A 23,672-nucleotide genomic window follows, 5' to 3' on the forward strand; every position below is an offset into this window, starting at 1 on the left:
AAACTAAAAACAGTGGAGGGGATAAAATGGCATGTAAAAGATATCCAAAAGAATTTTATTTCCGAGAAATCCCAAATGAAATATTCCAAATAAGCCTGATAACTATATCAGGCATGTATCTTTTCAGACACATCAAACTCCAGCTGCTGATAGTCTTGGATTTTTGATAATGTCGCATAATGACTGAGATTGCGAAAATTCCAAGACAGTTCCTGCTGGATCACCGAACGAACGGTTTCTACGAATGGAAGCGCTGATGATCTGGTCCGAAGCCAACCCGAAAATTTTTGCCAAACTAAGGTTGGAAATGTTAGAGAAACTATCGTCAAGATTCCCATGGCAAACTAAAGGCCGGCGACCGGAAAAAGTAGGGGGGGATCATTATGAAAGGTAAAAAATCTGACGATGTTTATTTAACGATTTACGGTTATAAAACTTTTGGAGAAGAACATTTCACAGAAGAATTTTTTCAGATGCTCCAGGACGCTAATCCAGCCTATCTGCCTCATAAAATTGGAATGTATGAACCTATTAAAACACCATTTTCCATGGAAGAAGCTAAAAAAATGTGGGTAGAATCGGAAAAGGTAAAGATATTTTAAGGTGGTATCATGCTGAAAGGTCGAAAAATATATGGAGACATAAGTTGGAACAACGATAATTCTAATATCATTGGACTTGATATGTCTAGGGATCTCGTCATAAAGAATAACGGAACTAAAAAATTCATAGAGTTAGCCAAAAAACTGTTTCTCTGGTCAAATGGAGTTTATGGTTACGCCTGCCATATTTCAAACCTTATCTATACACCAGGACTTGACTATAAAACATGCCTGGGCCATATAACCTGGATGACGCTATACGGGCCGCCCCATGTTGAGATGTTTGGGAAAGAGGTAATCCAAACCGCTCCATGTAAGGTGGAGGAATTCGCTAAAGATCACTTCATGCTTTTAACTTCAGATGAGCCCATGGAGAAGAATCCTGAAATGTTGGAAATACAAGAAAGGGTCAAAAAGCACCTGGGGGAAGATGCCTTTTGCCGCGAAGAACCTTCTCGTAAAGAGCCATTGACGATGGAAGATCTTATTGCCGGAAGGAACAGGCCTAGCACCGAAGGATACCGCTCTCCTGATTTATCGTCATATACCACAGATTCGGGGAAGAAAGACGAAGACAAGGGACTGGTCGTAAAGATCAACGATGATGGAACGATGACGACATACACGGTAAAACCGGAAAAGAAGAAATAAGAAGTGAATTTGGTAGGGGAAATAGTTGGAAATATCAAAAGTATAGAATTGATTATGAGTCTCAGGATATATTTTATTTTTTATCCAAACATATATATGCCAGTACCATACTTTACTCCCATATTTGTACCAATATTGTCAATATAATAAAAACGAGAGGTATGTTATGAAATTTAAAAGACGAAATTTATGGAATATACAAATTGTAGATGAGGAAGGTAAAGTAGGTTATGAACCTCCGATGACTTTAGATCAAAACGATGTGCCACACGTTTGTTATTTAGAGAGTAAAAAAACAATTATAAATATGCTTTTGGGTCGGGTGATGTTTGGTATATTGAAATGCTAGAAACTCATGGTGCTGCCGGAGCATTCTCTTCCCTTGCAATTGATAGTGCAAACCATCCGCATATAAGTTACTACGATATTGTAAAAAAAGAACTGATATATGCTCAACAATTAGGTAATAAATGGGGATTTGAGGTGGTTAAGGGGGCTAAGGGTGCAGCTAAAAAACTCTCTCTGGCTCTTAACCATATTGGTGAACCGTGCATATGTTTTTATGATTTTGATATGGAAGAAGTAAAAATTGCTAAGAAAATTTCAGGAAGGTGGGAAATAGTAAAGGTAGACAGTGTCGGGTGCGGTGAAGGACGTTATGAAGTAGCGCTTGCATTAGATAATTTTGACAATCCTCATGTTGCATATTATGACGGTGAAAATGAAAATCTGAGATATGCTTGTTTTAAGGATGGCACCTGGCGAATTGATATTGTTGATAATCATGGGGACGTTGGATATAATGCTTCACTTGCTTTGGACAACAAGGGCATCCCTCATGTTAGCTATTATGATTATCTCAGAGAAGATTTAAAATATGCTGTTTTGCAAGATGAAAAATGGGTTATAGAGATAGTAGATAAAAAAAATGATGTTGGTTACGGTGTGTCAATGGCTCTTGATAGTAATAACACTCCACATATTGTATACACTGATACAACTATCCATGTCTTAAAATATGCCAAGAAAAAAAATCACAAATGGCTTGTTGAATTCGTTGATGTTGATGAATATATTGGTAGTGCGATTTCTATGGCTTTAGGCAGTAAGGGGAAGCCACATGTTTTTTACCAAGATTATAAAAACAAACGTTTAAAATATGCAAGAATGTTGATTGAGTGTGTAAAATAATTATTATTAGAATTATATTGGCCATATCAGGCTGAAACACACTATTTTTATGAGGTATTTTTCAGTTAACATTAGAAATCCGAAGGTTATATGATTAAACTGATGGAATTGTCAGAGGATAGCCTCTATTGATGTTCGAATCGAAATCGGAAATAACAAAAAGGCGTTATTTCCAATTTCTCTTGGGGGCTGACATCAGTAAAAAATACCGCAGGCCAAGCATACCCGTTTCAGGGCGTGTTCAATTGTAGCCTCTTGTGTATTTTTACATAATTGGCATACAGCATAAGCGTTCAAGTATGTATTGATGTACTGCTAATTGGAACAAGTAACCTGTTCGGAACCCTACGAATGAAATTCTATTTTAACTATCGAAATAGATGGGGTAGCTCAACCATTTTTATCAATATTTTCTCATGAAGTTCATAAAGGCAAGAAGAGTTGGACAGTGGTGCTGATCCTTAGCAGTTACTAAATATACCCATCGGGTTAAAGCAGTTCCTTCCCCTTTAACGACCTGCAGAGCACCGGAGACTAATTCTGTTTCCACAGCTCGTTTAGGCAGAAAAGCAACACCGATTCCGGTTATTACCAGTCTTTTAATTACTTCATTATCTGGAATCTCCATAATTAATTTAGGTCTAATGTCGTACTTAGCCAGATGATCTTCTATAGTAATTCTAGTAGAAGAGGGTTTTTCTCTTGTAATCAATGGGTAGTTAATAAAAATTTCGTTAAACATAGGAGAATCCTCACCAGGGGGACAAACCAAAACCAGAGCATCCTGGGTATATCTCTCTAAATGTATTCTGTCGCTTTCCAACGGTCCCACCACTAGGGCTAAATCCAGTTTTCCATCTTCAATTCTCTTAATCAATTTTTGTCCGCTATCCAGTTGTAAGGAGACTTTAATATTAGGAAAACGAGTATAGAATTCTTTCAAGATTGAAGGGAGCAGATAGCAGCCTAACACCGGGCTAACCCCTAATCGAACTTCCCCCCTTTCCAAGTCGTGGTACTGGGCCAGTGTCCGGCCAGCCTGCTGAGCCAGACCCATGATGCGATCCGCATAATCATAGAGAGACCGGCCGGCGTCGGTTAGCACCACCTTGCGGCCACGCTGTGTAAATAAATCCAGTCCTAATCCTTTTTCTAGTGATGAAATTTGCCGTGATACTGCCGGTTGACTTAAGTTAAGTTCTTCTCCAGCCTTGGAATAACTCAAGTGTCTAGCCACCGAGTGAAAAACCCGCAGGTAGTTAAAAATTATATCAGTCAACAAATCACCACCTATAATAAAATTGTATAGGTTAAATACAAACAATGCATTTGTATTATATAAAATATAGTGCTAAGCTGTAAACATGTATTGAGTTATGCTGCCTGTGATAGAGTTTTCTTTAGAGACCTGGTTGTGGCAGTGGTAGGAGGCGGTGATGCAGCAGTGGAAGTGGAAAATACCTTGCTGACATCAAATAAAGGGTAGAATAAGTTCGATATTTAAGTATATTTCTATAATTATAAATACCTGTTAAGAAAGGAAATTTTACATTATGGATGTTAATCTCACCTCGTATTCACCTGGCTCTGGATGAGCATGTAAAATAGGTCCGGCGGACCTATTGGAGCTTCTATCCGGATTGCCTAAAGTGGTTGACCCCAAGGTGTTAGCTGGCCGGGAGGATAATGCCGCTGTTTATAAAGTAAGTAATGACTTGGCTGTGGTTCAAACGGTGGATTATATCACCCCGGTAGTGGATGACCCGTATCAATATGGCATGATTGCTGCAGCCAATGCCATTAGCGATATTTATGCGATGGGAGCAACTCCGGCTTTTGCCCTAAATATTGTAGGCTATCCTAACCAATCCCTGCCTTTAAGCATTCTTGGCCAGATATTAAAGGGTGGTGCGGACAAGGCTGCAGAAGCTGGTATTGCCATTATCGGAGGTCACTCTATTACTGACCATGCACCTAAGTACGGCTTGGTGGTAACCGGCTTTGTTAATCCAAGCCGGATGATCAGCAAAAAGGGAGCTAAACCAGGAAATGCTTTAATATTAACTAAACCGTTGGGTATTGGAGTGATCACAACAGGCATAGATCGTAAGCTTGTAAATAATGAGCTAATAGGACGAGTTACTAAACAGATGACTACATTAAACAAACAGGCTGCTGAGATTATGCAGGAGGTGGGGGTAAATGCCTGTACGGATGTAACTGGCTTCGGACTGTTGGGACATTTACGTGAGATACTCATAGCCAGTGGAACCGGGGCATGTATAACTGCTTCCAAGGTACCCATTATACCGGAAACTGAAGAATTAATACAAGCAGGGGCAGTGTCCGGGGGAACACATAACAATTATCGCTATTTACGTGATTTGGTTGAATGGGATACCAGACTCTCCAAGGAAGTAAAACTAATTTTGTGCGACCCGCAAACTTCGGGAGGTCTGTTGATTGCAGTTCCCCAAGAAAATAAAAATAAATTACTCAAAGCTCTACAAAGTAAAGAAGAAGTCTTAACTGCAGTAGAAATCGGAGAAGTGGTTGAAGGGCCGGGTCAAGTTAGCGTGGTGGTTTGATTATGAATTCATTGGAATTAAAAACTAATAAACGGGAGAAGGTTGATTACAAGTTGGAATCGGGGGGCCGCGATTAATAAATTGGCAGGCTGACTTGGTAGCTGAAGTTTATTATTTCTTTCTTGACCAGTAAATAGCCTTTAAACTCCGGGGTATTGGGGTTTAGGATATCAAAGCCTGAGAATATATATTCGGTTTTGAGATGATAGACTTGGCTCAAGATGCATATAATTTAAAAATAGGGGCGTTGTGAAGATATCCTAATAGCCTGTAAAGACAGTCTTTCTGGTTTTGGCGAGGCTATTTAACGCTGTTTTCCGTAATTGTGTCATTCGCCAAATTCGTAACTCCATGAAATATGTATCTTACAAGGAGCAGGGGATTAGCAGTAAGTATATTTTCCTTTCGTTCTCTCAAAAATAGCTATAAAAAAAGGAGATAGCTGGGAATAATATCCTTAGCTATCTCCGGCAGGTAAGATCCATTATAAGCCCACCTAAATCTACAAGGGAATAAATCAATTACACAAAATCTTGTAAACCACAGATATCGTTTTTGCTTTGCACGTTATGTTAACTAGAGAATTTAATAGTGGTATTGAATAATTAGCGGCTCATACCACATACTACCATACTCGGTTTACTGGCTGCCCATGTTTACTACCAGTGACAATTAAATTAACCCTTACCCAAGAGCGATTATTTGATTCATATTTATTCTTAATACTTGACCTGCGAAATAAGGAGCTGTAGCGGTTCTCAATCTAATAATTAAGAAACTATCTGTTGTAGTTGTCGTGTCTGTTGTGCCTGTAGTTTGATCAATCAGTTCACCAGTGAAAGCAAAGCCACCGGTAGTTAAAATATTAACAGTAACTCCTGTTGCAAAGTTAATTGCTGTTGATAATGCCATTTTTATACCCCCTTTATATTTTAAGTTATAATATGGGGTTAGTTAGACATTTGATACATTATTGGTATAAAGTACTTGTTCTATAATGTGGCTAGCAGTATGATGCTGCTAAAAAGCTAATGAAAATATATCTACGCCAATCATGGATCGCTCTATTAGATAATAAAAATATTGAAAGGGGCAATTTAAGATGAATCCATGGGAAGGAAAGCATATATGGATATGGCAACTAAATCAGAGCGGCAGTCCCGAAGTCATTGTTAACCGTGCTGTGAATCTTGGTCTTGCCGGGCTTTTAGTGAAGGGTTGGGATGGAAGAAGCTACTGGTCGCAAATAGAGGATATTATTGCTTTGGCACACGCAGCAGGTTTAATTATTGGTGCATGGGGTTATAGTTACGGTACATATCCGCAGGGCGAGGCTGCGGCTGCAAAAAGGTGTTTAGATGCGGGTGCGGATTGGTTAATAATTGATGCTGAAGTTGAGTATGAACAGAATCCCAGTAGAGCTGGCTCCGTTCTGGAGGCTTTTAGAGTTTTTGGCGTACCACTGGGTTATTCCAGTTTCGGCATACCGTCTTATCACAGTAAATTTCCCTGGCAGGTTTTTAACGCAGCTTGTGATGTAGTTTTACCTCAAGTATACTGGGGCGACTTTGCTATGCCGGTAGATAAAGCTTTATCTCTATCTTTGCGTGACTGTATGCAATTTGGCATACCCGTTATGCCTGCCGGTCAGGTATATGGCAAGGTAGCAGCAGATGAAATTGTTAAATTTGCTGATTTGTGCAAGAATGCCGGTCTTCCCGGTATCAGTTATTGGGATTGGCAGGAAGCGGGCGAGGTAAGACTGGAAGCTGTGGGCGCGGCTGAATACGGAAAGATAATAGATGTAGTGAGTGATTGGGCAAAGGCGGGTTGGGATAAGGCAACAGCAAAAGGATTCATGGATGGTACTAATCCTCAAGGTGTAGTAACGAGGGAGATGTTAGCAGTAATTTTAGATCGGTGCGGCCTTCTGGATGCGGCTGAGATACCGCAAAGCGCTGTTGATACTCTAAAAAAAGAGGGTATAATAACCAGTGGGCATCAGGCTGATTGGAGACCTACCTGGGGGGAACTGGCGGTTGTGGTTAGTAAACTGGAGGTTAAGAAGTAATTTCGCTGCCATAATGTGTTTAAAAGCTTGTTAAGAATATCACACTTAGCCTTGGCCGGGTTTTAATAGTTTAATAGTATCCATTTTCTCTTTTTGGCGAATAGAACCGAAGGCCCCTTCTGCCTTCGGTTCTATTCGCCTTGATCCTCAATTTTCTCCAAACCAACGCTTTCCAGAATCTCATTGATTAGCTCCTCAGTCAACTTTCTCGCCTCCTATAAGTAATGACTTGAACATATTAACACTAAGTTGCTAAAATGTCAATGAATTACTTGTCTTATTTTGACCAAAAGAAAAACCTCCTGTTAGAACGGAGGTCATAGGAGTGAATATTTAGATTGGAGAGAATATATTTTAACGGCGCTTGGGAGTTGGAACTTTAGAAAGAACATTGCTGTGAGACTAATGCTGATGAATATGATATTAATAATACTTACGGAACCTTAAAATAATATTAAATTGTTACTAACATATTTCGTTTTATTCTAAATAAACTTTTGGAATTTTTAAGAGTATTATAAGGGTTAATATTATATTTCTTTTACTAAAATTTATCTTAAGATTGTTTTTTCCATGATAGTTGATGTAAAATTAATGTAGTTGGTTATATTTATAGAAAAGGTAAGCCGAGAAAAATTGATTAAAAACGTATAGTCATTTCAGTAGTTCATAATATTAAGCTTAAGGGTAGTTTTGATATCCAAGATTATTTGATCGGAGGCAATATTATGGAGAGTAAAATATTCTATTTCGAGGATGTTAAATCCGAAAATACCGGAATCACCTTTAATTTAGTTCAAGAAAGATTGCAGAACTCAGGTATTAATAAATTAGTATTAGCTTCTACTACAGGTACGACAGCCAAGAAAGCTATGGACTTTTTTAAAGATAGCGGTGTCAAGTTAGTAGTAGTACCTCATCAGTTTGACTTTTATAAAAAAGAGAACCCATTTCCTCATGATTTGGTTAAGACGCTTAGAGAATCCGGTCACGAAGTACACTTTGGAAGTATGCTTTTCCATACGGATAATTTATATGGGAATAATACTTCAACTGCGATGGCGAACCTATTGCGCTGTTTTTGCCAGGGAATAAAAGTATGTTTTGAAATAGTTCTCATGGCCACAGATGCAGGCCACTTAAGAAGTGGAGAGAAGGTAATAGCGATAGCCGGAACTGCCAAAGGTTCAGATACTGCTCTGGTTATGCAGGCAGCCTCTTCACAGCATATAAGGAGGCTTCGGGTTAACGAAATTATTTGCAAGCCGCTTTACCCGCTAAATATAGATGAGGTTAAGGAGAAGATGGCCAAGGAATAATTTAAACAGGAGTAAGAGGCCTATTACGATCTTATGTTATTAAAACGAAAGGTACTAATTCAAATGAAAGCCAGGAATAAATGGACATGCATCGTTATTATAGTAATATTTTTTGTGATTGTGTTTGCCGGTCTCGCGATTGATAATTATGTAAAAAATAACGGTTCCAGATATATTACTAATGAGAATGATGTGCCCAAATCGGATGCTATTCTCATACTGGGTGCCTATGTTTATCCCAATGGAATTGTGTCAACGATGTTAAATGACCGTTTAACTGTTGGTTTTGAACTTTATCAACGAGGCAAAGCTGCAAAATTAATAGTCAGTGGTGATCATGGAAAATTCAGTTATGATGAAGTCAACGCCATGAAAAAGTTCCTCATAGATAAAGGCGCCAGGAATGAAGACGTATTCATGGATCATGCAGGTTTTAGCACATACGAAAGCTTGTATAGGGCAAGAGATATCTTTCAGGCTAAAAATATTATAATTGTTACACAGCAATACCACTTGTTGCGGGCAGTTTTCATTGCCAGGGAATTAGGACTTAAAGCATACGGAGTTGCGGCAGATAGGCAGGATTACGGTATTGTTATGGAAAAATACAAGCTCAGAGAAATTGCTGCCAGGGACAAGGATTTCTTTAACGCGAAAATCATCAAGCCAAAACCCACTTTCTTAGGAGAAGCAATACCGGTAAAAGGTGACGGGAGACTTACTAATGATAAAAATTCAAATTAACTTGACAATAAACAGTATGAGCCATTGCGATAGTATATTTTCAGCAATGGCTCATACTGTTTTTATATGAGTGCAGCTAATCTTTTTGACTATTTCATTTTTTTAATTCCGTCAAGAGTCTTGTAATTAGAACCGTTAGGCATAAAAGATTTACAGCAAGTTGTCGTACAATTTCCAGCTGATTCCGGGGTAAGCTGAGCTGCCATGTGGGCATCCATTTCTTCAGGATATTTTGCCCCAAATTCATCTGTTGCTACCAGAATTTCATTAGCGGTACACTTGTTTCCTTGTTGCCAGTAATGGCAATCTTTAATAATGCAGTGAATATGTTGGTTCATTTATTTCACCCTTTCAAAGTTATTTACGATATTATGGTTCGTAGTTAAATCATTTAATATGCGGTTTAAAATAAATTGTGTTGAGTTAAGTTATGATATCTAATGGATAAATATCAAAATAAGGAAATAATGTTCAATTAGAAAGAGTAAACATTATTGATGAATCTTTTTTGAGAAACTTGTTGTATTTCCAAAGGAAAAACCACTAAGCGGCTCATGTACTTAGTGGTTTTGATTAATCTAAACCTGCTAATCTTTTAGCTAAATCCACCTGGATATCAATCATTTCCCGAATGGCGGAGGGTTTGATTCCGTTAGCGGCAGCTTTTTCGATTGCCTCATTCCATTCTTGCAAGTGATCCTCTTTAAGGTAGAGATATTCTTTATAAACATTTATTGACGGGGGTTCCTTGAGAATTTTAACTACATTGCCCTGGATTTGGTCACCCGGCCCTAATTCAATATCTTTATACTTGGGATTAGCTGCTCTTAATAATACTTTATCATTTTCCTTGATGTAATACTTGAGGGTTGTTTCATCAGTGTTAACTAAAGCAACTACAATTTCACCAGGGTAAGGGTTGTAATCCTGCTTGCATAGAACAAGATCTCCTTCATTTATTCCCGCCCCGATCATGCTGTTCCCATTCACATATAATGCAAAATCTACTCTGCCAACAAGGTTTGCCGGGACATCAATTTCACCTATTTTATTTTGCTCAGATAATAAAGGTATGCCGGCTCTGATAGAACCTAAAATTGGAATTAAATCTGCGGCCTTATCAATATTTTTATTGGTTGAAGTCTTATCCAATAGCTTAAGTAGATTTAATCTATGTTTTCCGTTTAAAGGTTTTCCGCCGGCGGTTAGCATGACAGTGTCATTTTCTAAAATATCAGCTAATTCAATAACCATACTGTATTTTCGGGATAAATTATTTGTTTGCTGTGTATTTGTCATTACTCCAGGCGATCTTGGGACGGCAGCACATTTGCCATTCAGCAAATTTTTAATTTCTTCAGGAGCTTTTTCTTTGTAGCCTTCGACTACAAGGGTTTCCGGGTCACCATTCAAAACTTCAGCAAGTACACGAGACAGCTCCTCAGAGGGAGGCGGTTTCTTACCATTCCTGAGTTTGCTTATGTAGGAATGATCTATAGAAAACCCTTTTTCATTACAGAGTTCAGCTACTTTTCTTAAACTATAAGTAGATCTTTTGATGTATTCCGATAATAGTTCTGAGTAACTCATATATTCACCTCTGTTTTATCTTAATATAGCGGGTAAGTATTGGTCAACATGATTATGGGAAATTTTCTTATTTTTTTAAACTGTGAGTGCCTTTTAGGTAGTATTTGAGCAAAAGTACTTGGTGACCTATTGAACACTTTTTGAACAAAAGAATATTAAAGTGTTATATTGCTAAAAGAATCTGACATAAGTTTATAAATCACTGCTGGTTTTTGCAGGAAATTTAATTCGTTTGTGGTATAGTAATTATTAAGAGTAAAAAAGTTTTCAATAAAATATACAGAAGCATTTCCTAATGTAAGGATGTTTTTAGTTATTAGAATAATCAGAATATTATTAATAGCCGGAAAGGTATAGAAAATATGCCAACCAATAAAACAATGTATGTTGTTAAAATTCTACTCAATAGATATTTATAGAAACTTTTTTCTCTTAAAAACAATACTAATATATTACAAATTATGGGGGGTGTTATTTGATATTTTTTGTTAACTATCATAAAAAAGGAGGAGAAGGAATTTGAAAAAGAAAATTACAATACTTATTTTTTGTTTGTTATTAATCTTCGTGACATCAATAGCTGCGGCTAACGTAGATAACATTAAGCTTTTAGTTAATGGTAAGGATATCCAATCAGATGTGGCACCATTGATGCAAAATGATCGTGTACTTGTACCTATTCGTATTGTTGCTGAAGCATTAGGCTGTGATGTAAATTGGGATTCAGAAAACAGTTCTGTTGTTATTACTCGATCCAGTGGGGATAAATTCTTAAAAGGGAAAAACGATGCCAGTCAGTCTCAGCCTACCATTCATACTAATTTTGTTAAGGCAGTGGATTTAAAAGCGGCTCTTGATGATAGTGATATGGCAAAACATCCATTAGTTGTTGATGTCAGGACCCAAAAAGATTATGACGTGAGTCATATCCCGGGAGCTGTTTGGATAGCCGAAGCTCAAAATATTGCAGAGCCGGGTAACTTGACAAAGCTTGAGGATGCGTTAGCTGATCATGTTGCTAAGGGTGGTAAAAATGAGATAGTTATTTATTGTTACACCGGGAATACTGCCGGCCTGGCAGCAGGCGTACTTGGGGATGCAGGGCTTAATGTAAAGAACATGCGTTTCGGCTATTCAATTGCATGGGAAGGTACTAGACAAGCCGATGCTCCTATTTTTGGCCCAAGAGTAGATAAAGATGGTAACCCGGTAGCATATGAAACTCCGGTTGCCAAATAGTTGTTTTATACCCCCTAATCAGGGGGTATTTTTGGTATTTCGGGAAATTATGCTTATGATGGATCTGTGGATAAGTTAAGGTTAGTATTGCATAATTTCCAATAAGTACACGTGCCTGTGTTTTCTGTGGATAACTCTGTGAATAATGTGAACATTCTGTTTTTGGTATACTAATAACAAATTTCGAGTATTTTCGGAGTTGTTGTGCTTGACTTTTATTAGGGGAGAAGGTATTCTATTGAAAATATATTGCCATTTATTGAAAGGAGTTTAATATGGAAACAATTGAAGCCATTAAATCGCGAAGAAGCATTCGCAAATACAAAAGTGACCCTATCCCAGAACAGACAATCAGAGAATTGCTGGAACTTGCTGCCTGGGCACCAAGTGGTATAAACAGTCAACCCTGGGCCTTTGTTGTTTTGGAGAACAAGGAATACCTTAAAAACCTTTCTGATCGAGCCAAGGCTTTTCTTTTGGAAAAATTAGACGCCATGCCAGCCCTTGAACAATACCGAAACGCTCTTGCTAATCCTAATTTTAATATTTTTTATGATGCTCCTGTTCTGGTTATAATTTATGGCGACAAGAACTTTTTTACATATATCAATGATTGCAGTATGGCTGCTCTTAATATGATGTTGGCCGCTTATGACAAAGGCCTCGGGAGTTGTTGGATTGGTTTTGCCAGTAGTATTGCAAATACCTCAGAAGTAAAAAAAGAATTAAATGTTCCGGAGCGATATGAAGTAGTGGCTCCCATTATTCTGGGATATCCTGATCTCTCTCCCGGAAAAGGCAGTAGAAAAGAATTAAATATTATCAATTGGAAGAAATAGAATATTGTTTTTTGTTTTGTTTACGACAGCCTTTGTAAACGTAAACAATGGCTTCATGTAAGTCTTTGTCACTGTGTCTTTTGCGAATCCTCTCTATTTTGTGAATTTGATAACCTAAATCCAGGCCCTCAAAAATTTCTCCGAGAATTTTATCTGTTTCGATGAAAATACCTTTTATTCGAGAACAACCGACTACATAGGCACACCGGGCATAATCCGAAAGGAACCTGTCTTGAGCTACAATCTGTTTGGCTAGCATATTGAAATATTTTGTTATGTAATTGGCCATTAAGTTATCCTGCTCTCTGATTTGCCCGGCTATAGGTGATACCTTTTGATTAATAATTGGGTATAGGGGGTCTATTACGCCTTTATTTAATATGGAGGTGGCAGAACCCCAGGTACCGCCTATGGTGATTTTGTCTAAATCGGCAGCCTGTTTACTGTTACTTAGAAAATCAAAAAAGTATAGGTGGGGCCGTGTATTCCATACATAACTATACCTGTTGGGATAAGGCGGCGAGGTTATTACCCGGTCGATTTTTTGAGGTATGTCAATGCCTTCTAAATGAGTTGAATCAGTCATAAAGACGGTGGAAGGAGTATTAGCAACCTTACTGCCGGTGCTTTCCAGATCCGAAAGCATTTCTTCAATGTGATTAGAAAAAGTGCTCCACACTTCAATGTCCCTGCCGGTTTTATCGACAAAATGCAGCTGCAGCCTTCCGAGAGTTACATTAGTTAAGTCAGGTACCAGAACCCCTGCCAATCCTAACAGGAAAAAATTGCGCTCCGGTTCATCCATCCTGGCAGTGGTAATAGCCAGTTTTAATACTAACAAGTCTTTTAAAACATCTTTTCTCCACCAGCGGAAGATATTATGGATAGCTGGAAGTCTGATACCCGTTTCCTCAACTTCAGCGTTTTTTAAAGCAAGCTTTTTCTCGAAGTAGAAAGAACTTAGATTCTCTAAGTTCTTTCTCAGAAGAGAAGCATTTAACTGCCAGTTTGTGCTTACCCGGCAGTTAAAATGAAGCATTGGATTTATTTCGAAGCCATAGGCGGCTATTTGATTTAGTTTGCATTGGATAAGTGTTGTTCCTCCACCGGCAAACGGATCGAGAACCACGTGCTTATCACAGGTTTCCGTTTCAGCCAGCATGATTTCGACTAGCTCCGGGCCGTAACTGGGTGTAAGGCGAAACCACCTGTGAAAGGGACTAATCAAACCGCCACGAAATGTTGCTTCCCCCGTAAGGATTTTCCGGTATACTACCTTATCTTCAGATCGCTTATTTTTTTCAGGATCGAGCAAACTCATCTTTCTGTCTCCATATTTATTGCATATTTTTCTTAAATAGTTTTCCTTAAAAGAATAAACCTGTAGGGTGCTTTTGTGTTGCGGTTGCCTAAGTTTTGTTTTAACAAAGAGTTTAGAGACAATCAGGCGTCTATAAAAGCAAGCAGTTCGGCTGTTTTTTGCAGCATTAGTTGATGGTTGCCCCTGCTTTCAACATTTAGTCGCAGTAGTGGTTCAGTATTGGACATGCGAAGGTTAAAGCGCCAGTCAGTGAATTCCAAGCTTAAACCGTCAGTATGATCAATAAGGGCTTTTCCGATAAAATGCTTCTCAACTTTTTTTAGAATTTCTGTCGGGTTTGCTACCTTACGGTTGATTTCACCACTGGCCGGGTATTTGCGCATCTGTTTGCCGATTAATTTTGACAGGGGGGTGTTTTCTCTGCACATAATTTCCAAAACAAGCAACCAGGGGATCATGCCGCTGTCACAATAGGCAAAGTTTTTGAAATAGTGATGTGCTGACATTTCACCGCCGTAAATGGCATCCTCCACGCGCATGCGTTCTTTTATAAAAGCATGTCCTGTTTTACTTAAGACCGGTATGCCTCCCGCCTGCTGCACCATCTCGATGGTATTCCAGGTAAGCCTGGGATCATGAATTATCTTGGCTTCCGGATTTTTACACAATAATGCGCTAGCCAGAAGACCTACTATATAATAACCCTCGATGAAATCACCTTTCTCGTCAAAAAAGAAACAACGGTCAAAGTCGCCGTCCCAGGCAATTCCAACATCTGCTTTGCTTTCTTTAACAACCTTAGCTGTGGCTTCACGATTTTCAGGCAGCAATGGGTTGGGAATACCGTTAGGAAATTCACCGTCCGGCTTATGATGAACCTTAATTAGCCGGAAGGGTAAACGGCTTTCCAGTAAATCAAGGATAGGCCCGGCACACCCGTTGCCCGAATTAACTACCACTGTGAGAGGCTTTAAAGCCGATAGATCAACATAAGAAAGCAGGTGCTCAATGTAATCAACCGTGATGTCCATTTTACGGACTTTTCCCCTGGCTGGATTTAGATCTGTTGGAGGTGCAAAAATCCCTTTTACTACCCGTTCCTCCAGCTCTCTTAATCCGCTGTCCCCGCTTATGGGCCTGGCTCCCGCACGCACCAGCTTCATGCCGTTATAGTCCATGGGATTATGGCTGGCTGTTACCATTATTCCCCCGTCCAGATTTAAATGAAAAGCAGCAAAATAAACTTGCTCTGTACCGCAGTTTCCGATATTGATAACATTGCAGCCGGCGTCATTAAGCCCGCTGGCTAAGGCAGCAGCCAGCGGCGGACTGGAAAGACGCACGTCATAACCCACAGCCACTTGCCGCGCCTTGAAAAGATCCACATAAGCACGACCGACGCGGTAGGCAATTTCTTCATTGAGTTCATCCGGAACCCGGCCACGAATGTCATAGGCTTTAAATGCATTTCGGATTTGGTTTTTTCCCTGCATGATAAATCCTCCGTTTTTTATTCTAAACATAAAAAAATATTCCATAAGATGGTGATTTGTGCAGATGATAATGCTTTTATTATAGCATGCAATCGTATGGCGGGGTATTCAAAATCAAGTGGTTTCAGAAGCGGAAGACATATTATGACAGAACCTTTGATTTGCAAAAAACAATAAATGCTACCTTTTTTCTTCAACTAATATAAATATTTTATTTTTCTTACTGCTGGAACCATTAGCTTCAGCACCAATATACTGAATACTGATTACCTGTTCCCGGGCCAGATTAGTGTTGGCCAAAAACTTATTAAACTGAGCTTCTGCCGATTCAGTCGCTGTATCAATAAACACGTAGCTTCTTAACATTATGTGAACCTCCTAAATCATTAGCTCTTTTTTTCTCAGTGTTGTTTAATACGATTTTTAATTTGTGTGTCTTTTATTTAAACAGTCCTTTTGGCAGATCGTTCGGACTTGATTATTATATTGCGTATCCGGATGAAATGATTAACTTATAATTCTGAGTATGATGAGTTTTTGTATGTTTGGCGATTAAATTAATACTTAAAAAGCTTATATTTTACGAAGGAATAAATATAAAGTAGATGAGCATAGGGGAAAGAGGAATTTGATGGCATCCTTATTTGGTTTACTCATTTTAGTCCGTCATTGGCAGACCCGGATCAATTCCCCCACCTGACAACTAATATTTTTCCCTCTGCTGTTGTGGGAAAGACTATGATGATCAAAACTATAAAGTATGGGTAAAAAATAATCAGTTAGGATAAAAATTATGAGAGAAGTTAAGACCTGCTACGGAATTATTAAAGGAGTTTCATATATGGATTGTTACCCGAAGGGAAACCTGAGAAATTGTGTGGTAGCAGAGCATAATGAGCTGGTCACACCGTTTGGTATTCTTGTGCCTATGTTTAGAAATAATGAGATAAGGAGAAAATCCGGTAAACCGATTGCCTTTTACTCTAACGGCTGCCTAAAAAATCTGCCTCTTCAGGAACAAACCCTTATTCCAACTTCACTGGTCCGAAGAGGATGAGAGGGAGCTGGCTTATGAAATGGATTTGCAAATTTCCTGCGGGCATTTTAAAAGCCCTATAATCGGTATTCATTTTTATTAAATTCTCCTCTTGGTCCCCTGAATGTGCGTACGGGAATTTCCTTTTACCAGGGAGGACAAATCAAATCACTCGAGCCGGCCTGCCCCACACCGGTGACAAGTTGCGATAAAGTGTGAACTACCCCCGCTTACGTTCCACTAAGAAGCGGGGGCTTCCAAAGGAACATCAACGAGCGTTTCCTGATTCATCAGCCACGGCCTACCGTTACAAAGAGCAATAGGTCTTACACGGCCTCCAGCAGGCATGATTTCGGGCGGTCCCCGCCCTACAACTATATATCTAAGCCGCTAGCATTTCTAAGCCACGACGTTCTATCAATATAGCTGACACCAAATCCCTGGGCATAACCATTCCACAAGCAGGACACCGGTGCACTCTGACACTCAAATCCTTTGGCACATTGGCACCACAAAGACATGTCTGGGAAGTGCCATGAGGAGGGACAGGAAGAAATATTTTACCATATCTGTGACATTTATACTCAACAAAGTTTCTGAATGTACCCCATGAAGCATCATGTATGCTTTTAGCTAGGTAGTGGTTTTTGACCATGTTCTTGATCTTTAGATCTTCCATGAAGACAATATCATGGCTCTGAACCACGTCTAGACTGGTCTTGTGTAGAAAGTCTTTTCGTTGATTAGTTATCTTAGCATGAAGTTTAGCCACTTTAGTTTTGGCTTTCCCTCGGTTGTTAGAACCTTTCTTTTTGCGAGAAAGTCTTCGCTGTTGTTTGGCTAACTTCCTTTCTGATTTACGATAGTATTTTGGGGTTTCTATTTCTGTACTATCAGACAATACAGCAAAATGTTCAAGGCCCACGTCTATTCCAATGGATTTGGTACTGTCGATAAGATTTTCGAGTACTTCCACTTCGGCAGTCAAATTAGCGTACCACTTACCACCGTGATACTTTATGTTAACCCTGGATATTTGACTGGCATCAAATTCCCGGTGAGTTGTCATTTTTACGAAACCTATTTTAGAAAGATAGATTTTACCCGGCTTAGAGAAAGTTTTCTTTATAGCATCCACCTGGGGATAGGTAAATGATGTGTAATGGTCACGGTTTTTGAACCGGGGGTATCCGGCTTCTTTGGCAAAAAACTGCTGATAGGCAAAGTCTACCCGGCGCAAAGTATCCTGCATTACCTGACTGTGAACTTGCTTGTATTCCAGATGTTCTTTTGTATAGCCTGGCAGCATATTCTGCTGTTTATTATATGTCAACCCTTGGCCGGTTTCTTTATACACACGCTGACGCTCAGATAAAGACCGGTTATAGAGTTTCCGGCAAAGTTTTAGTGTGTGAAACATTTTTTTCTGTTGCTCTTTGGTCGGACGCATTTCAAACCGGTAGACAATTTGCAAATGATTCACCTCTTTTCACCCTGGGTTTCAATGTACTTCTTAATTGCTTCAATGGGTGCACCACCTGTAGTTAGAAGACAAAAACTTTGCGACCAAAAATATTCTTTCCACAGCTGCTTTCTAACTTCCGGAAACTCCTTTTTAATAAGTCTGGATGATGCACTTTTGAATGCATTGATGTACTTAGAAATTTCCGTATTAGGGTGAGCCTTGAACAATATGTGTGTGTGATCTTTGTCATGGTTGTATTCAAGAAAACTAATATTATATTTTGGTGCAATATACTCACCAATTTCTTTGATACGGTTTGCTATTGTGTCGTTTATAACTTTTCTGCGATATTTTACTACCAAAATCAGATGATATGTGAGTAAGAAGACCGAGTGGCTATTTGTATCAAGTTTGCTCAATAATAATCAGCCTTTCGTTATTGCGTCTGATTATATTTTGCCACATCATAGAGGCTTTGGCAAACATTTTATTAGTACACAAAACAAGGCTGCCATTCATCTCACCACCTTAGAGGTGGGGGAATTCTGGCGGGGTTTGGTTAAATCTGCAGGTAAAGGTATACTGACAGTGAATGTGGTGCCCTCGGCCTCACTGGACTGAAACCAAACGGAGCCTTTGAGGTAACGTTCTGTAAGAAGCTTTACGCTGTAGGTACCCAGTCCTCTCCCATTACCCTTGGTAGAAAAGGATCTTTGGAATATTTGCAGTGACACGTTTCTTGGCATAAAGGCGGGATTGTTTACCCAGAATTTAATTCGAGAGTCGCATATTTTTACGCCAGTGGTGATAATATCCCCTTTACCGGAAGCTTCCAGCGCGTTTTTTAACAGGTTGCCCAGTATTCTCTTGAGCAGAACAGGATCAGTATTAAATTCAATATCAGCCGAATTATTATCAATCTCTATGGATTTTTCTCCGGTCAGTTGGTGGTTGGCAAATTGTTTAACAGTTGTTTTTAATATTGCTAAGGATTCTATCTTTTCTGTATTGATGACCAGTTCATTATTCTCAGCGGATACTAAATCTCTTTGGCATTTGATTTCTTCTAACAAGTTGGCGGATATCTGCAATAAGTCCTGCGTAATATCTATGGTATACGGAGACTCGGTGGATGATGCATCAAGCAGTTGAATAAGCCCGTGCAGTCCGCCGGCCGTATTTATCACATCGTGAAAAAATATCCTTTCAAGGGCCTTTCTTCTTTTTTCATCACTAATGTCTTTTATCAAAACAATAATATAGTCCTGCAGTTCCAGAGAGAAGGGAGCCGTAGTGACCATTAAATCCAGTGAGAAGTCTTCCTTTTCTTTGTTTACAGTAATCCTGCACTCTTTAGAGGTTTTTGTGCCGTTTCTGCTTGCCAGAATGGCCTGAAGTGCCCCGCAGGCAGTGCAGTGCTCGCTTGTGCCGCAGCCGAACTTACTGTTACTATGGATACAATTCAAAACTTCCCCTGTCCTGTTCCCAATAATTTTGTCTAAGCCGGTACCTGTCTTGTTGGTAAAATTTAAAAAGGCTTCGTTGCAGTAAACCACTTGCAAGTATTGATTCAGTACTATAACAATACCGAAAGCATCCAACAGGTAACGGATATTCTTAAATCTCTCCAAATATTTCGTCTGCTCCAGAACATTAATCTGGGGTAAGCGACTGGTAGTGGCAAGAGATAAATTGAGTTCACTTGATGTAGGCAAATTTTAGACCTCCAGAAATTTCATAATTGATATTTTTAAAAGAATATATAATGAATATATCGTAATATACAGCTAAGTCTTAAACCTTTTTTATTTATTCAATATTTGTCTGAAAATCCCTGCTTGATTAATCACTTAGACAAATTTTCGTTATTATATTCGTTGCTGAAGAATGTATTGCATCCGGTTAAAGAAGGAAATAACCGGATGCATGTCAAATAATTATACGAAAGAAAATATCAAATCATAAAGTTAAAATAGGTGATGAAAATGAAAAAGAGAACAAAAATTAGAAAGAATTTAACTGATCAGGATATGCTGGCAAGTTTTTTAATAAATAATAAAGGAGAACGTATAACCTGTTTGTTTGATGAGGAGGAAGCAGAGCCATCGGCTCAACCGGTCAAAAGAGCATCGACAAAGGAAGAAAGTTCGTTTTTAACACCTGAACTTCAGGAGAAGGTTGACAAAGCTTTATTAGAGCTTAAAGTAAAGCTTTTTAAGGATGGTATTATTGATTATGAAATCAAGGTTTCTCTTCAGGCAAACCAGGTAGTACTGGCTGCTGTTCCTTTATCTGAGAAGAAGAAAATAAAACGCTAGAAAAGAGTTAAAGAAGAGCCCAAGTGGGTTGTGAAACAGGCAGAAAGGTTTGAGTAAGTTATGGAATTGAAAAATCTTCTAAAAAACCACTTGCAATATCTCCTTTATATGTTATAATCACTATTAATTAAATCTTTATTAAAAGCTGTGAAGGAGAAAAGTAAGTTAAGCCCAGCTTTTCAGGGAGAAGGTGTCATTGACTGCAAGCACCTTTAAAGTATGGTTAACCGAAGTTCTCTCCGGAGTTGCCGGCTGAAACCCGTCAGGGTAAGTAGGTTGGGCCGTTTGCTTCCAACGTTAGAGGGAAGGGGATATCGGAATATTTTCCCGTATCTTGTATGAGTGGAACTGTATTGATACAGTTCAAGCAGGGTGGTAACGCGGCGAGCGAAGGCTCTTCGTCCCTTTGGGATGAAGAGCTTTTTTTGTACTCTGGGAAATTGTGCTATGATAATTTGGCAGATAAATTATTGTTTAATGTTGTGCAAATTTATATAGCATAAGCAGGGTTGATATTGCATAATTTCCATTGAGCACAAGTGCTTGTGGCTGCTCGAAAGTCGCTTAAGACGATTTTCTTGAGCAGTTGCGAATAAAAATAACCTTCTACTCATATGAATACAAGCGGGCTGATCGGGAATAATATTTTTTGTGTATCTTTGACTAAGAGGGTCTTTATATTAGACCAATTAGGGTGGTAACGCGGAAGCCTTGAGTTTTCGTCCCTGCGCGGGCGGAAGTTCTGGGCTTTTAATTTATATAACGGAGGGAATGTTTATGATTATAGTTATGTCTATTGAATCCACAGACGCACAGATAGAGGCAGTTATAGAGAAATTAGATGGTCTGGGTTTTAAGACACAGGTCATTCGCGGGGTAAAGAGAATAGTTATAGGTGCGGTAGGTGACCGGCAGGCGCTCGACAGCGTTAGTCTGAAACAAATGCCAGGTGTGGAGGATATTGTTAAAATTATGAAGCCTTTCAAAATGGTCAGCAGAGAAGCCAGGGAAGAAAACACGGTTATTAATATACGCGGTATCAGCATAGGTGGAGAGGGCGTTGTTGTTATGGCCGGTCCCTGTGCGGTGGAAAGCAGGGAACAGCTTTTGACCGCCGCCCGGCAGGTTAAAGCTGCGGGTGGTCATGTCCTGCGTGGCGGTGCTTTCAAACCACGAACATCTCCTTACAGTTTCCAGGGTATGGAGGAGGAGGGTTTAAAGCTTTTAAAAGAAGCTTCGGAGGAAACAGGTTTGCCAACGGTGACGGAAGTTATTGATGAACACAGTTTGCAGCTGGCGCATGATTATGTAGACATAATACAAATCGGTGCCAGAAATATGCAAAATTTCCGTTTGCTCAGGGCGGCCGGACAGACAGATAAAATTATTTTACTGAAAAGAGGATTGTCCGCTACCATAGAGGAATGGTTAATGTCAGCCGAGTATATTATGTCAGAGGGCAATGGCAAGATTATTCTCTGCGAGAGAGGTATCCGTACTTTTGAAACCTATACCCGCAATACTCTCGATCTCAGTGCCGTTCCGCTGGTTAAGAGGCTCAGTCACCTGCCGGTAATTGTTGATCCCAGCCATGCCACAGGTGACAGGCAGCTGGTTGTGCCTATGTCTCTGGCGGCTGCGGCGGGGGGTGCGGACGGTCTGATAGTGGAAATGCATCCGGAACCGAGTAAAGCTCTTTGTGACGGTGCACAGTCTCTGCACCCGGGGGAACTGGTTGGCTTGATAGCTAAATTAACAAAAATGATGCCTGCGATAGATCGCACTATGTCAGTTTAATAGGAGAATAACATATGTGTGAAATAAAGACAGCTAACAATATCAATAAGATTGCTTATCTCGGTCCCATTGGTACCTTTTGCGAAGAAGCCGCCTGCAAGTTTACTATGCGGGAGCAAGTTGACTGGCAATTACTTCCTTGCGGCACTATTGTGGATGTATTCAATTCCGTTTACCGGGGAGAGGTGGATTTAGGCATAGTGCCAATTGAGAATTCCTGTGAAGGCTCGGTAAACCAGACTCTTGATCTGCTGGCTAACGAATTCGACTTGAAGATAACCGGGGAGATTATACTGCCGGTGCAGCAGAATTTAATAAGCAGGCAGGGCGTGGAGCTAACGGCTATTACCCGTGTTCTCTCTCATCCCCAGGCACTGGCTCAATGCCGGGAATATCTTGAAGGTCACTTGCCGGGGGCTGAACCGGTTGAGATTGCCAGTACGGCGGAAGCAGCCAGGCAGGTGGCTTTGAGCGGGGAGGTCTGGGCTGCTATAGGCACAGCCGGAGCAGCCGCGGCTTACGGGCTAGCTGTACTGGTGCCGGCAATTAATGATTATTCCAATAATGAAACCAGGTTTGTGCTGCTTTCCCGGTTTGACAGCGATTGTTTTTGGGATTGTAAAACTTCACTGCTGGTTTATGTATTGAACCAACCAGGCGCGCTGTCCCGCGTATTGGGGGAGTTTTCTTTAAGGGGAATTAACCTGACCAAGATAGAATCACGCCCGACCCGCAAAAAAATAGGTGAGTATTTCTTTTTTATAGACATAGAGGGCCACAGGCTGGAACCCAAAGTAAAAGAGGCGCTGGAGGAAATAAGGACAGTAGCGCAGGCAGTCAGGGTACTGGGTACTTACAGATCGGCTGTCAAAGTTGAGACGGCTAAAAGAAGTGTCTTTGAACCGACGCTGGACGATTTAAGGCAGGAGATAGATATGATCGATGACCAAATCATAGAACTGCTGGGACGTCGTACCCGTACGGTGGATAAGGTTGGCAATTTTAAGAAGGTGGGCAGTGTGCGTGATCCCGAAAGAGAGAGCCGCGTATTGGAAAAACTGAGAAAACTGGCTGAGATAAAGGGCTTTGATCCTGATGTTATATCAAAGGTCTATAGAATATTATTTGACCATTTCGTTAGTTTGCAACAGAAGAAGGTTGATTCAGGGCAATAAGATAATCGAAGAATAGGTTGTTTTATAAAGCTTATTCTTTTCATCATAAAAAATCATACCTAAAAAGTAACTTTAGCTTGAAATAAAATTTGGCTTAGTATATAATTTTGTTAATCAAATAGTATAAGATATTCCAAGTGTTTTTTAGTTGAGAAGAGTAAAGTTGAGTGAGTTTCATGAGTAGAGCTGAGATGAGTACGGTATATCTGTCAGTATACAGCCGTCTCTCATTT

Annotated in this window: 24 protein-coding genes, 1 pseudogene and 1 other annotated feature; of the genes and pseudogenes, 15 read left to right on the plus strand and 10 right to left on the minus strand. The window is 39.7% G+C overall.

Annotated elements, in window-relative coordinates; translation table 11 throughout:
- Nucleotides 1–383 precede the first annotated feature (383 nt).
- The 4 genes from DTOX_RS24110 to DTOX_RS04255 all read left to right on the plus strand — a co-directional run bounded on the left by DTOX_RS24110 (nt 384) and on the right by DTOX_RS04255 (nt 2,444).
- On the plus strand, nt 384–602 hold the full coding sequence (locus tag DTOX_RS24110) for a hypothetical protein (protein WP_015756492.1): 219 nt from the start codon (nt 384–386) through the stop codon (nt 600–602).
- 9 nt (nt 603–611) lie between these two features.
- Nucleotides 612–1,253, plus strand: a complete 642-nt coding sequence (locus DTOX_RS04245) for a hypothetical protein (protein WP_015756493.1) — start codon at nt 612–614, stop codon at nt 1,251–1,253.
- 166 nt (nt 1,254–1,419) lie between these two features.
- Nucleotides 1,420–1,602, plus strand: coding sequence for a hypothetical protein (locus tag DTOX_RS04250; protein ID WP_015756494.1), 183 nt, complete (start codon nt 1,420–1,422; stop codon nt 1,600–1,602).
- Complete coding sequence (locus tag DTOX_RS04255) at nt 1,596–2,444, plus strand: hypothetical protein (RefSeq protein ID WP_015756495.1); 849 nt, start codon at nt 1,596–1,598, stop codon at nt 2,442–2,444. Before DTOX_RS04250 ends, DTOX_RS04255 begins: the two co-directional genes overlap by 7 nt.
- 403 nt (nt 2,445–2,847) lie before the next feature.
- Here the strand turns inward: DTOX_RS04255 and DTOX_RS04260 are convergent, their stop codons facing one another.
- Entirely contained in the window at nt 2,848–3,723 is an 876-nt protein-coding gene (locus DTOX_RS04260) for a LysR family transcriptional regulator (RefSeq protein WP_015756496.1), read from the minus strand.
- A 274-nt stretch (nt 3,724–3,997) separates the two neighbouring features.
- Between DTOX_RS04260 and selD the strand changes: the two genes are divergently transcribed.
- Both selD and DTOX_RS25240 read left to right on the plus strand, forming a co-directional pair.
- Nucleotides 3,998–5,032, plus strand: a complete 1,035-nt coding sequence (gene selD, locus DTOX_RS04265) for a selenide, water dikinase SelD (protein WP_015756497.1) — start codon at nt 3,998–4,000, stop codon at nt 5,030–5,032.
- A 251-nt stretch (nt 5,033–5,283) separates the two neighbouring features.
- Nucleotides 5,284–5,410: pseudogene (locus tag DTOX_RS25240) on the plus strand (IS256 family transposase); the annotation flags it as partial.
- 306 nt (nt 5,411–5,716) lie between these two features.
- On the opposite strand, the gene DTOX_RS04270 reads toward DTOX_RS25240, so the two are convergent.
- Complete coding sequence (locus tag DTOX_RS04270; RefSeq protein ID WP_015756498.1) at nt 5,717–5,944, minus strand: hypothetical protein; 228 nt, start codon at nt 5,942–5,944, stop codon at nt 5,717–5,719.
- A 190-nt stretch (nt 5,945–6,134) separates the two neighbouring features.
- On the opposite strand from DTOX_RS04270, the gene DTOX_RS04275 reads away from it, so the two are divergent.
- The 3 genes from DTOX_RS04275 (at nt 6,135) to DTOX_RS04285 (ending at nt 9,166) form a co-directional block, all read left to right on the plus strand.
- Complete coding sequence (locus DTOX_RS04275; protein ID WP_015756499.1) at nt 6,135–7,103, plus strand: hypothetical protein; 969 nt, start codon at nt 6,135–6,137, stop codon at nt 7,101–7,103.
- Nucleotides 7,104–7,831: 728 nt separating this feature from the next.
- Nucleotides 7,832–8,422 carry a pyruvate kinase alpha/beta domain-containing protein gene (locus tag DTOX_RS04280; RefSeq protein ID WP_015756500.1) on the plus strand — a complete coding sequence of 197 codons (591 nt, stop codon included), beginning with the start codon at nt 7,832–7,834 and terminating at the stop codon, nt 8,420–8,422.
- 63 nt (nt 8,423–8,485) lie between these two features.
- Nucleotides 8,486–9,166, plus strand: a complete 681-nt coding sequence (locus tag DTOX_RS04285; RefSeq protein ID WP_042316690.1) for a SanA/YdcF family protein — start codon at nt 8,486–8,488, stop codon at nt 9,164–9,166.
- An 89-nt stretch (nt 9,167–9,255) separates the two neighbouring features.
- Here the strand turns inward: DTOX_RS04285 and DTOX_RS04290 are convergent, their stop codons facing one another.
- Entirely contained in the window at nt 9,256–9,504 is a 249-nt protein-coding gene (locus DTOX_RS04290; protein ID WP_015756502.1) for a DUF1540 domain-containing protein, read from the minus strand.
- A gap of 235 nt (nt 9,505–9,739) precedes the next feature.
- On the minus strand, nt 9,740–10,756 hold the full coding sequence (locus DTOX_RS21305) for a helix-turn-helix domain-containing protein (RefSeq protein WP_015756503.1): 1,017 nt from the start codon (nt 10,754–10,756) through the stop codon (nt 9,740–9,742).
- A 519-nt stretch (nt 10,757–11,275) separates the two neighbouring features.
- Between DTOX_RS21305 and DTOX_RS04300 the strand changes: the two genes are divergently transcribed.
- A complete protein-coding gene (locus tag DTOX_RS04300) occupies nt 11,276–11,995 on the plus strand; it encodes a stalk domain-containing protein (RefSeq protein ID WP_015756504.1) in 720 nt (239 codons plus the stop codon).
- 275 nt (nt 11,996–12,270) lie between these two features.
- Nucleotides 12,271–12,834 (plus strand): nitroreductase family protein, encoded by a 564-nt coding sequence (locus DTOX_RS04305; RefSeq protein WP_015756505.1) that lies wholly within the window; start codon nt 12,271–12,273, stop codon nt 12,832–12,834.
- Here DTOX_RS04305 and DTOX_RS04310 read toward each other — a convergent pair.
- The 3 genes from DTOX_RS04310 to DTOX_RS04320 all read right to left on the minus strand — a co-directional run bounded on the left by DTOX_RS04310 (nt 12,818) and on the right by DTOX_RS04320 (nt 16,014).
- Nucleotides 12,818–14,155 (minus strand): hypothetical protein, encoded by a 1,338-nt coding sequence (locus tag DTOX_RS04310; RefSeq protein ID WP_015756506.1) that lies wholly within the window; start codon nt 14,153–14,155, stop codon nt 12,818–12,820. The two genes, DTOX_RS04305 and DTOX_RS04310, sit on opposite strands and share 17 nt — an antisense overlap.
- Before the next feature lie 122 nt (nt 14,156–14,277).
- Complete coding sequence (locus tag DTOX_RS04315) at nt 14,278–15,648, minus strand: phosphohexomutase domain-containing protein (protein WP_015756507.1); 1,371 nt, start codon at nt 15,646–15,648, stop codon at nt 14,278–14,280.
- Between the two features lie 180 nt (nt 15,649–15,828).
- Nucleotides 15,829–16,014: a hypothetical protein gene (locus DTOX_RS04320; protein WP_015756508.1), complete on the minus strand. Its 186-nt coding sequence runs from the start codon at nt 16,012–16,014 to the stop codon at nt 15,829–15,831.
- Nucleotides 16,015–16,489: 475 nt separating this feature from the next.
- Between DTOX_RS04320 and DTOX_RS04325 the strand changes: the two genes are divergently transcribed.
- On the plus strand, nt 16,490–16,705 hold the full coding sequence (locus tag DTOX_RS04325; RefSeq protein WP_157862849.1) for a hypothetical protein: 216 nt from the start codon (nt 16,490–16,492) through the stop codon (nt 16,703–16,705).
- A gap of 361 nt (nt 16,706–17,066) precedes the next feature.
- Here DTOX_RS04325 and DTOX_RS04330 read toward each other — a convergent pair whose 3' ends face one another.
- The 3 genes from DTOX_RS04330 to DTOX_RS04340 form a co-directional block, all read right to left on the minus strand.
- The gene (locus tag DTOX_RS04330; protein ID WP_015756509.1) at nt 17,067–18,158 is read right to left on the minus strand and encodes an RNA-guided endonuclease InsQ/TnpB family protein; all 1,092 of its coding nucleotides are present in this window, start codon (nt 18,156–18,158) and stop codon (nt 17,067–17,069) included.
- A 5-nt stretch (nt 18,159–18,163) separates the two neighbouring features.
- Nucleotides 18,164–18,568, minus strand: a complete 405-nt coding sequence (tnpA, locus tag DTOX_RS04335; RefSeq protein WP_015756510.1) for an IS200/IS605 family transposase — start codon at nt 18,566–18,568, stop codon at nt 18,164–18,166.
- Between the two features lie 96 nt (nt 18,569–18,664).
- Nucleotides 18,665–19,864, minus strand: a complete 1,200-nt coding sequence (locus tag DTOX_RS04340; protein WP_015756512.1) for a sensor histidine kinase — start codon at nt 19,862–19,864, stop codon at nt 18,665–18,667.
- Between the two features lie 270 nt (nt 19,865–20,134).
- Between DTOX_RS04340 and DTOX_RS04345 the strand changes: the two genes are divergently transcribed.
- The 3 genes from DTOX_RS04345 to pheA all read left to right on the plus strand — a co-directional run bounded on the left by DTOX_RS04345 (nt 20,135) and on the right by pheA (nt 23,439).
- A complete protein-coding gene (locus tag DTOX_RS04345) occupies nt 20,135–20,467 on the plus strand; it encodes a hypothetical protein (protein ID WP_015756513.1) in 333 nt (110 codons plus the stop codon).
- A 138-nt stretch (nt 20,468–20,605) separates the two neighbouring features.
- Nucleotides 20,606–20,876, plus strand: a binding site (T-box leader).
- Between the two features lie 368 nt (nt 20,877–21,244).
- Nucleotides 21,245–22,264, plus strand: coding sequence for a 3-deoxy-7-phosphoheptulonate synthase (gene aroF, locus DTOX_RS04350; RefSeq protein WP_015756514.1), 1,020 nt, complete (start codon nt 21,245–21,247; stop codon nt 22,262–22,264).
- 14 nt (nt 22,265–22,278) lie between these two features.
- Nucleotides 22,279–23,439: a prephenate dehydratase gene (gene pheA, locus DTOX_RS04355; protein ID WP_015756515.1), complete on the plus strand. Its 1,161-nt coding sequence runs from the start codon at nt 22,279–22,281 to the stop codon at nt 23,437–23,439.
- Nucleotides 23,440–23,672: the final 233 nt, after the last annotated feature.

The sequence above is a fragment of the Desulfofarcimen acetoxidans DSM 771 genome (assembly GCF_000024205.1).
GTDB lineage: Bacteria > Bacillota > Desulfotomaculia > Desulfotomaculales > Desulfofarciminaceae > Desulfofarcimen > Desulfofarcimen acetoxidans.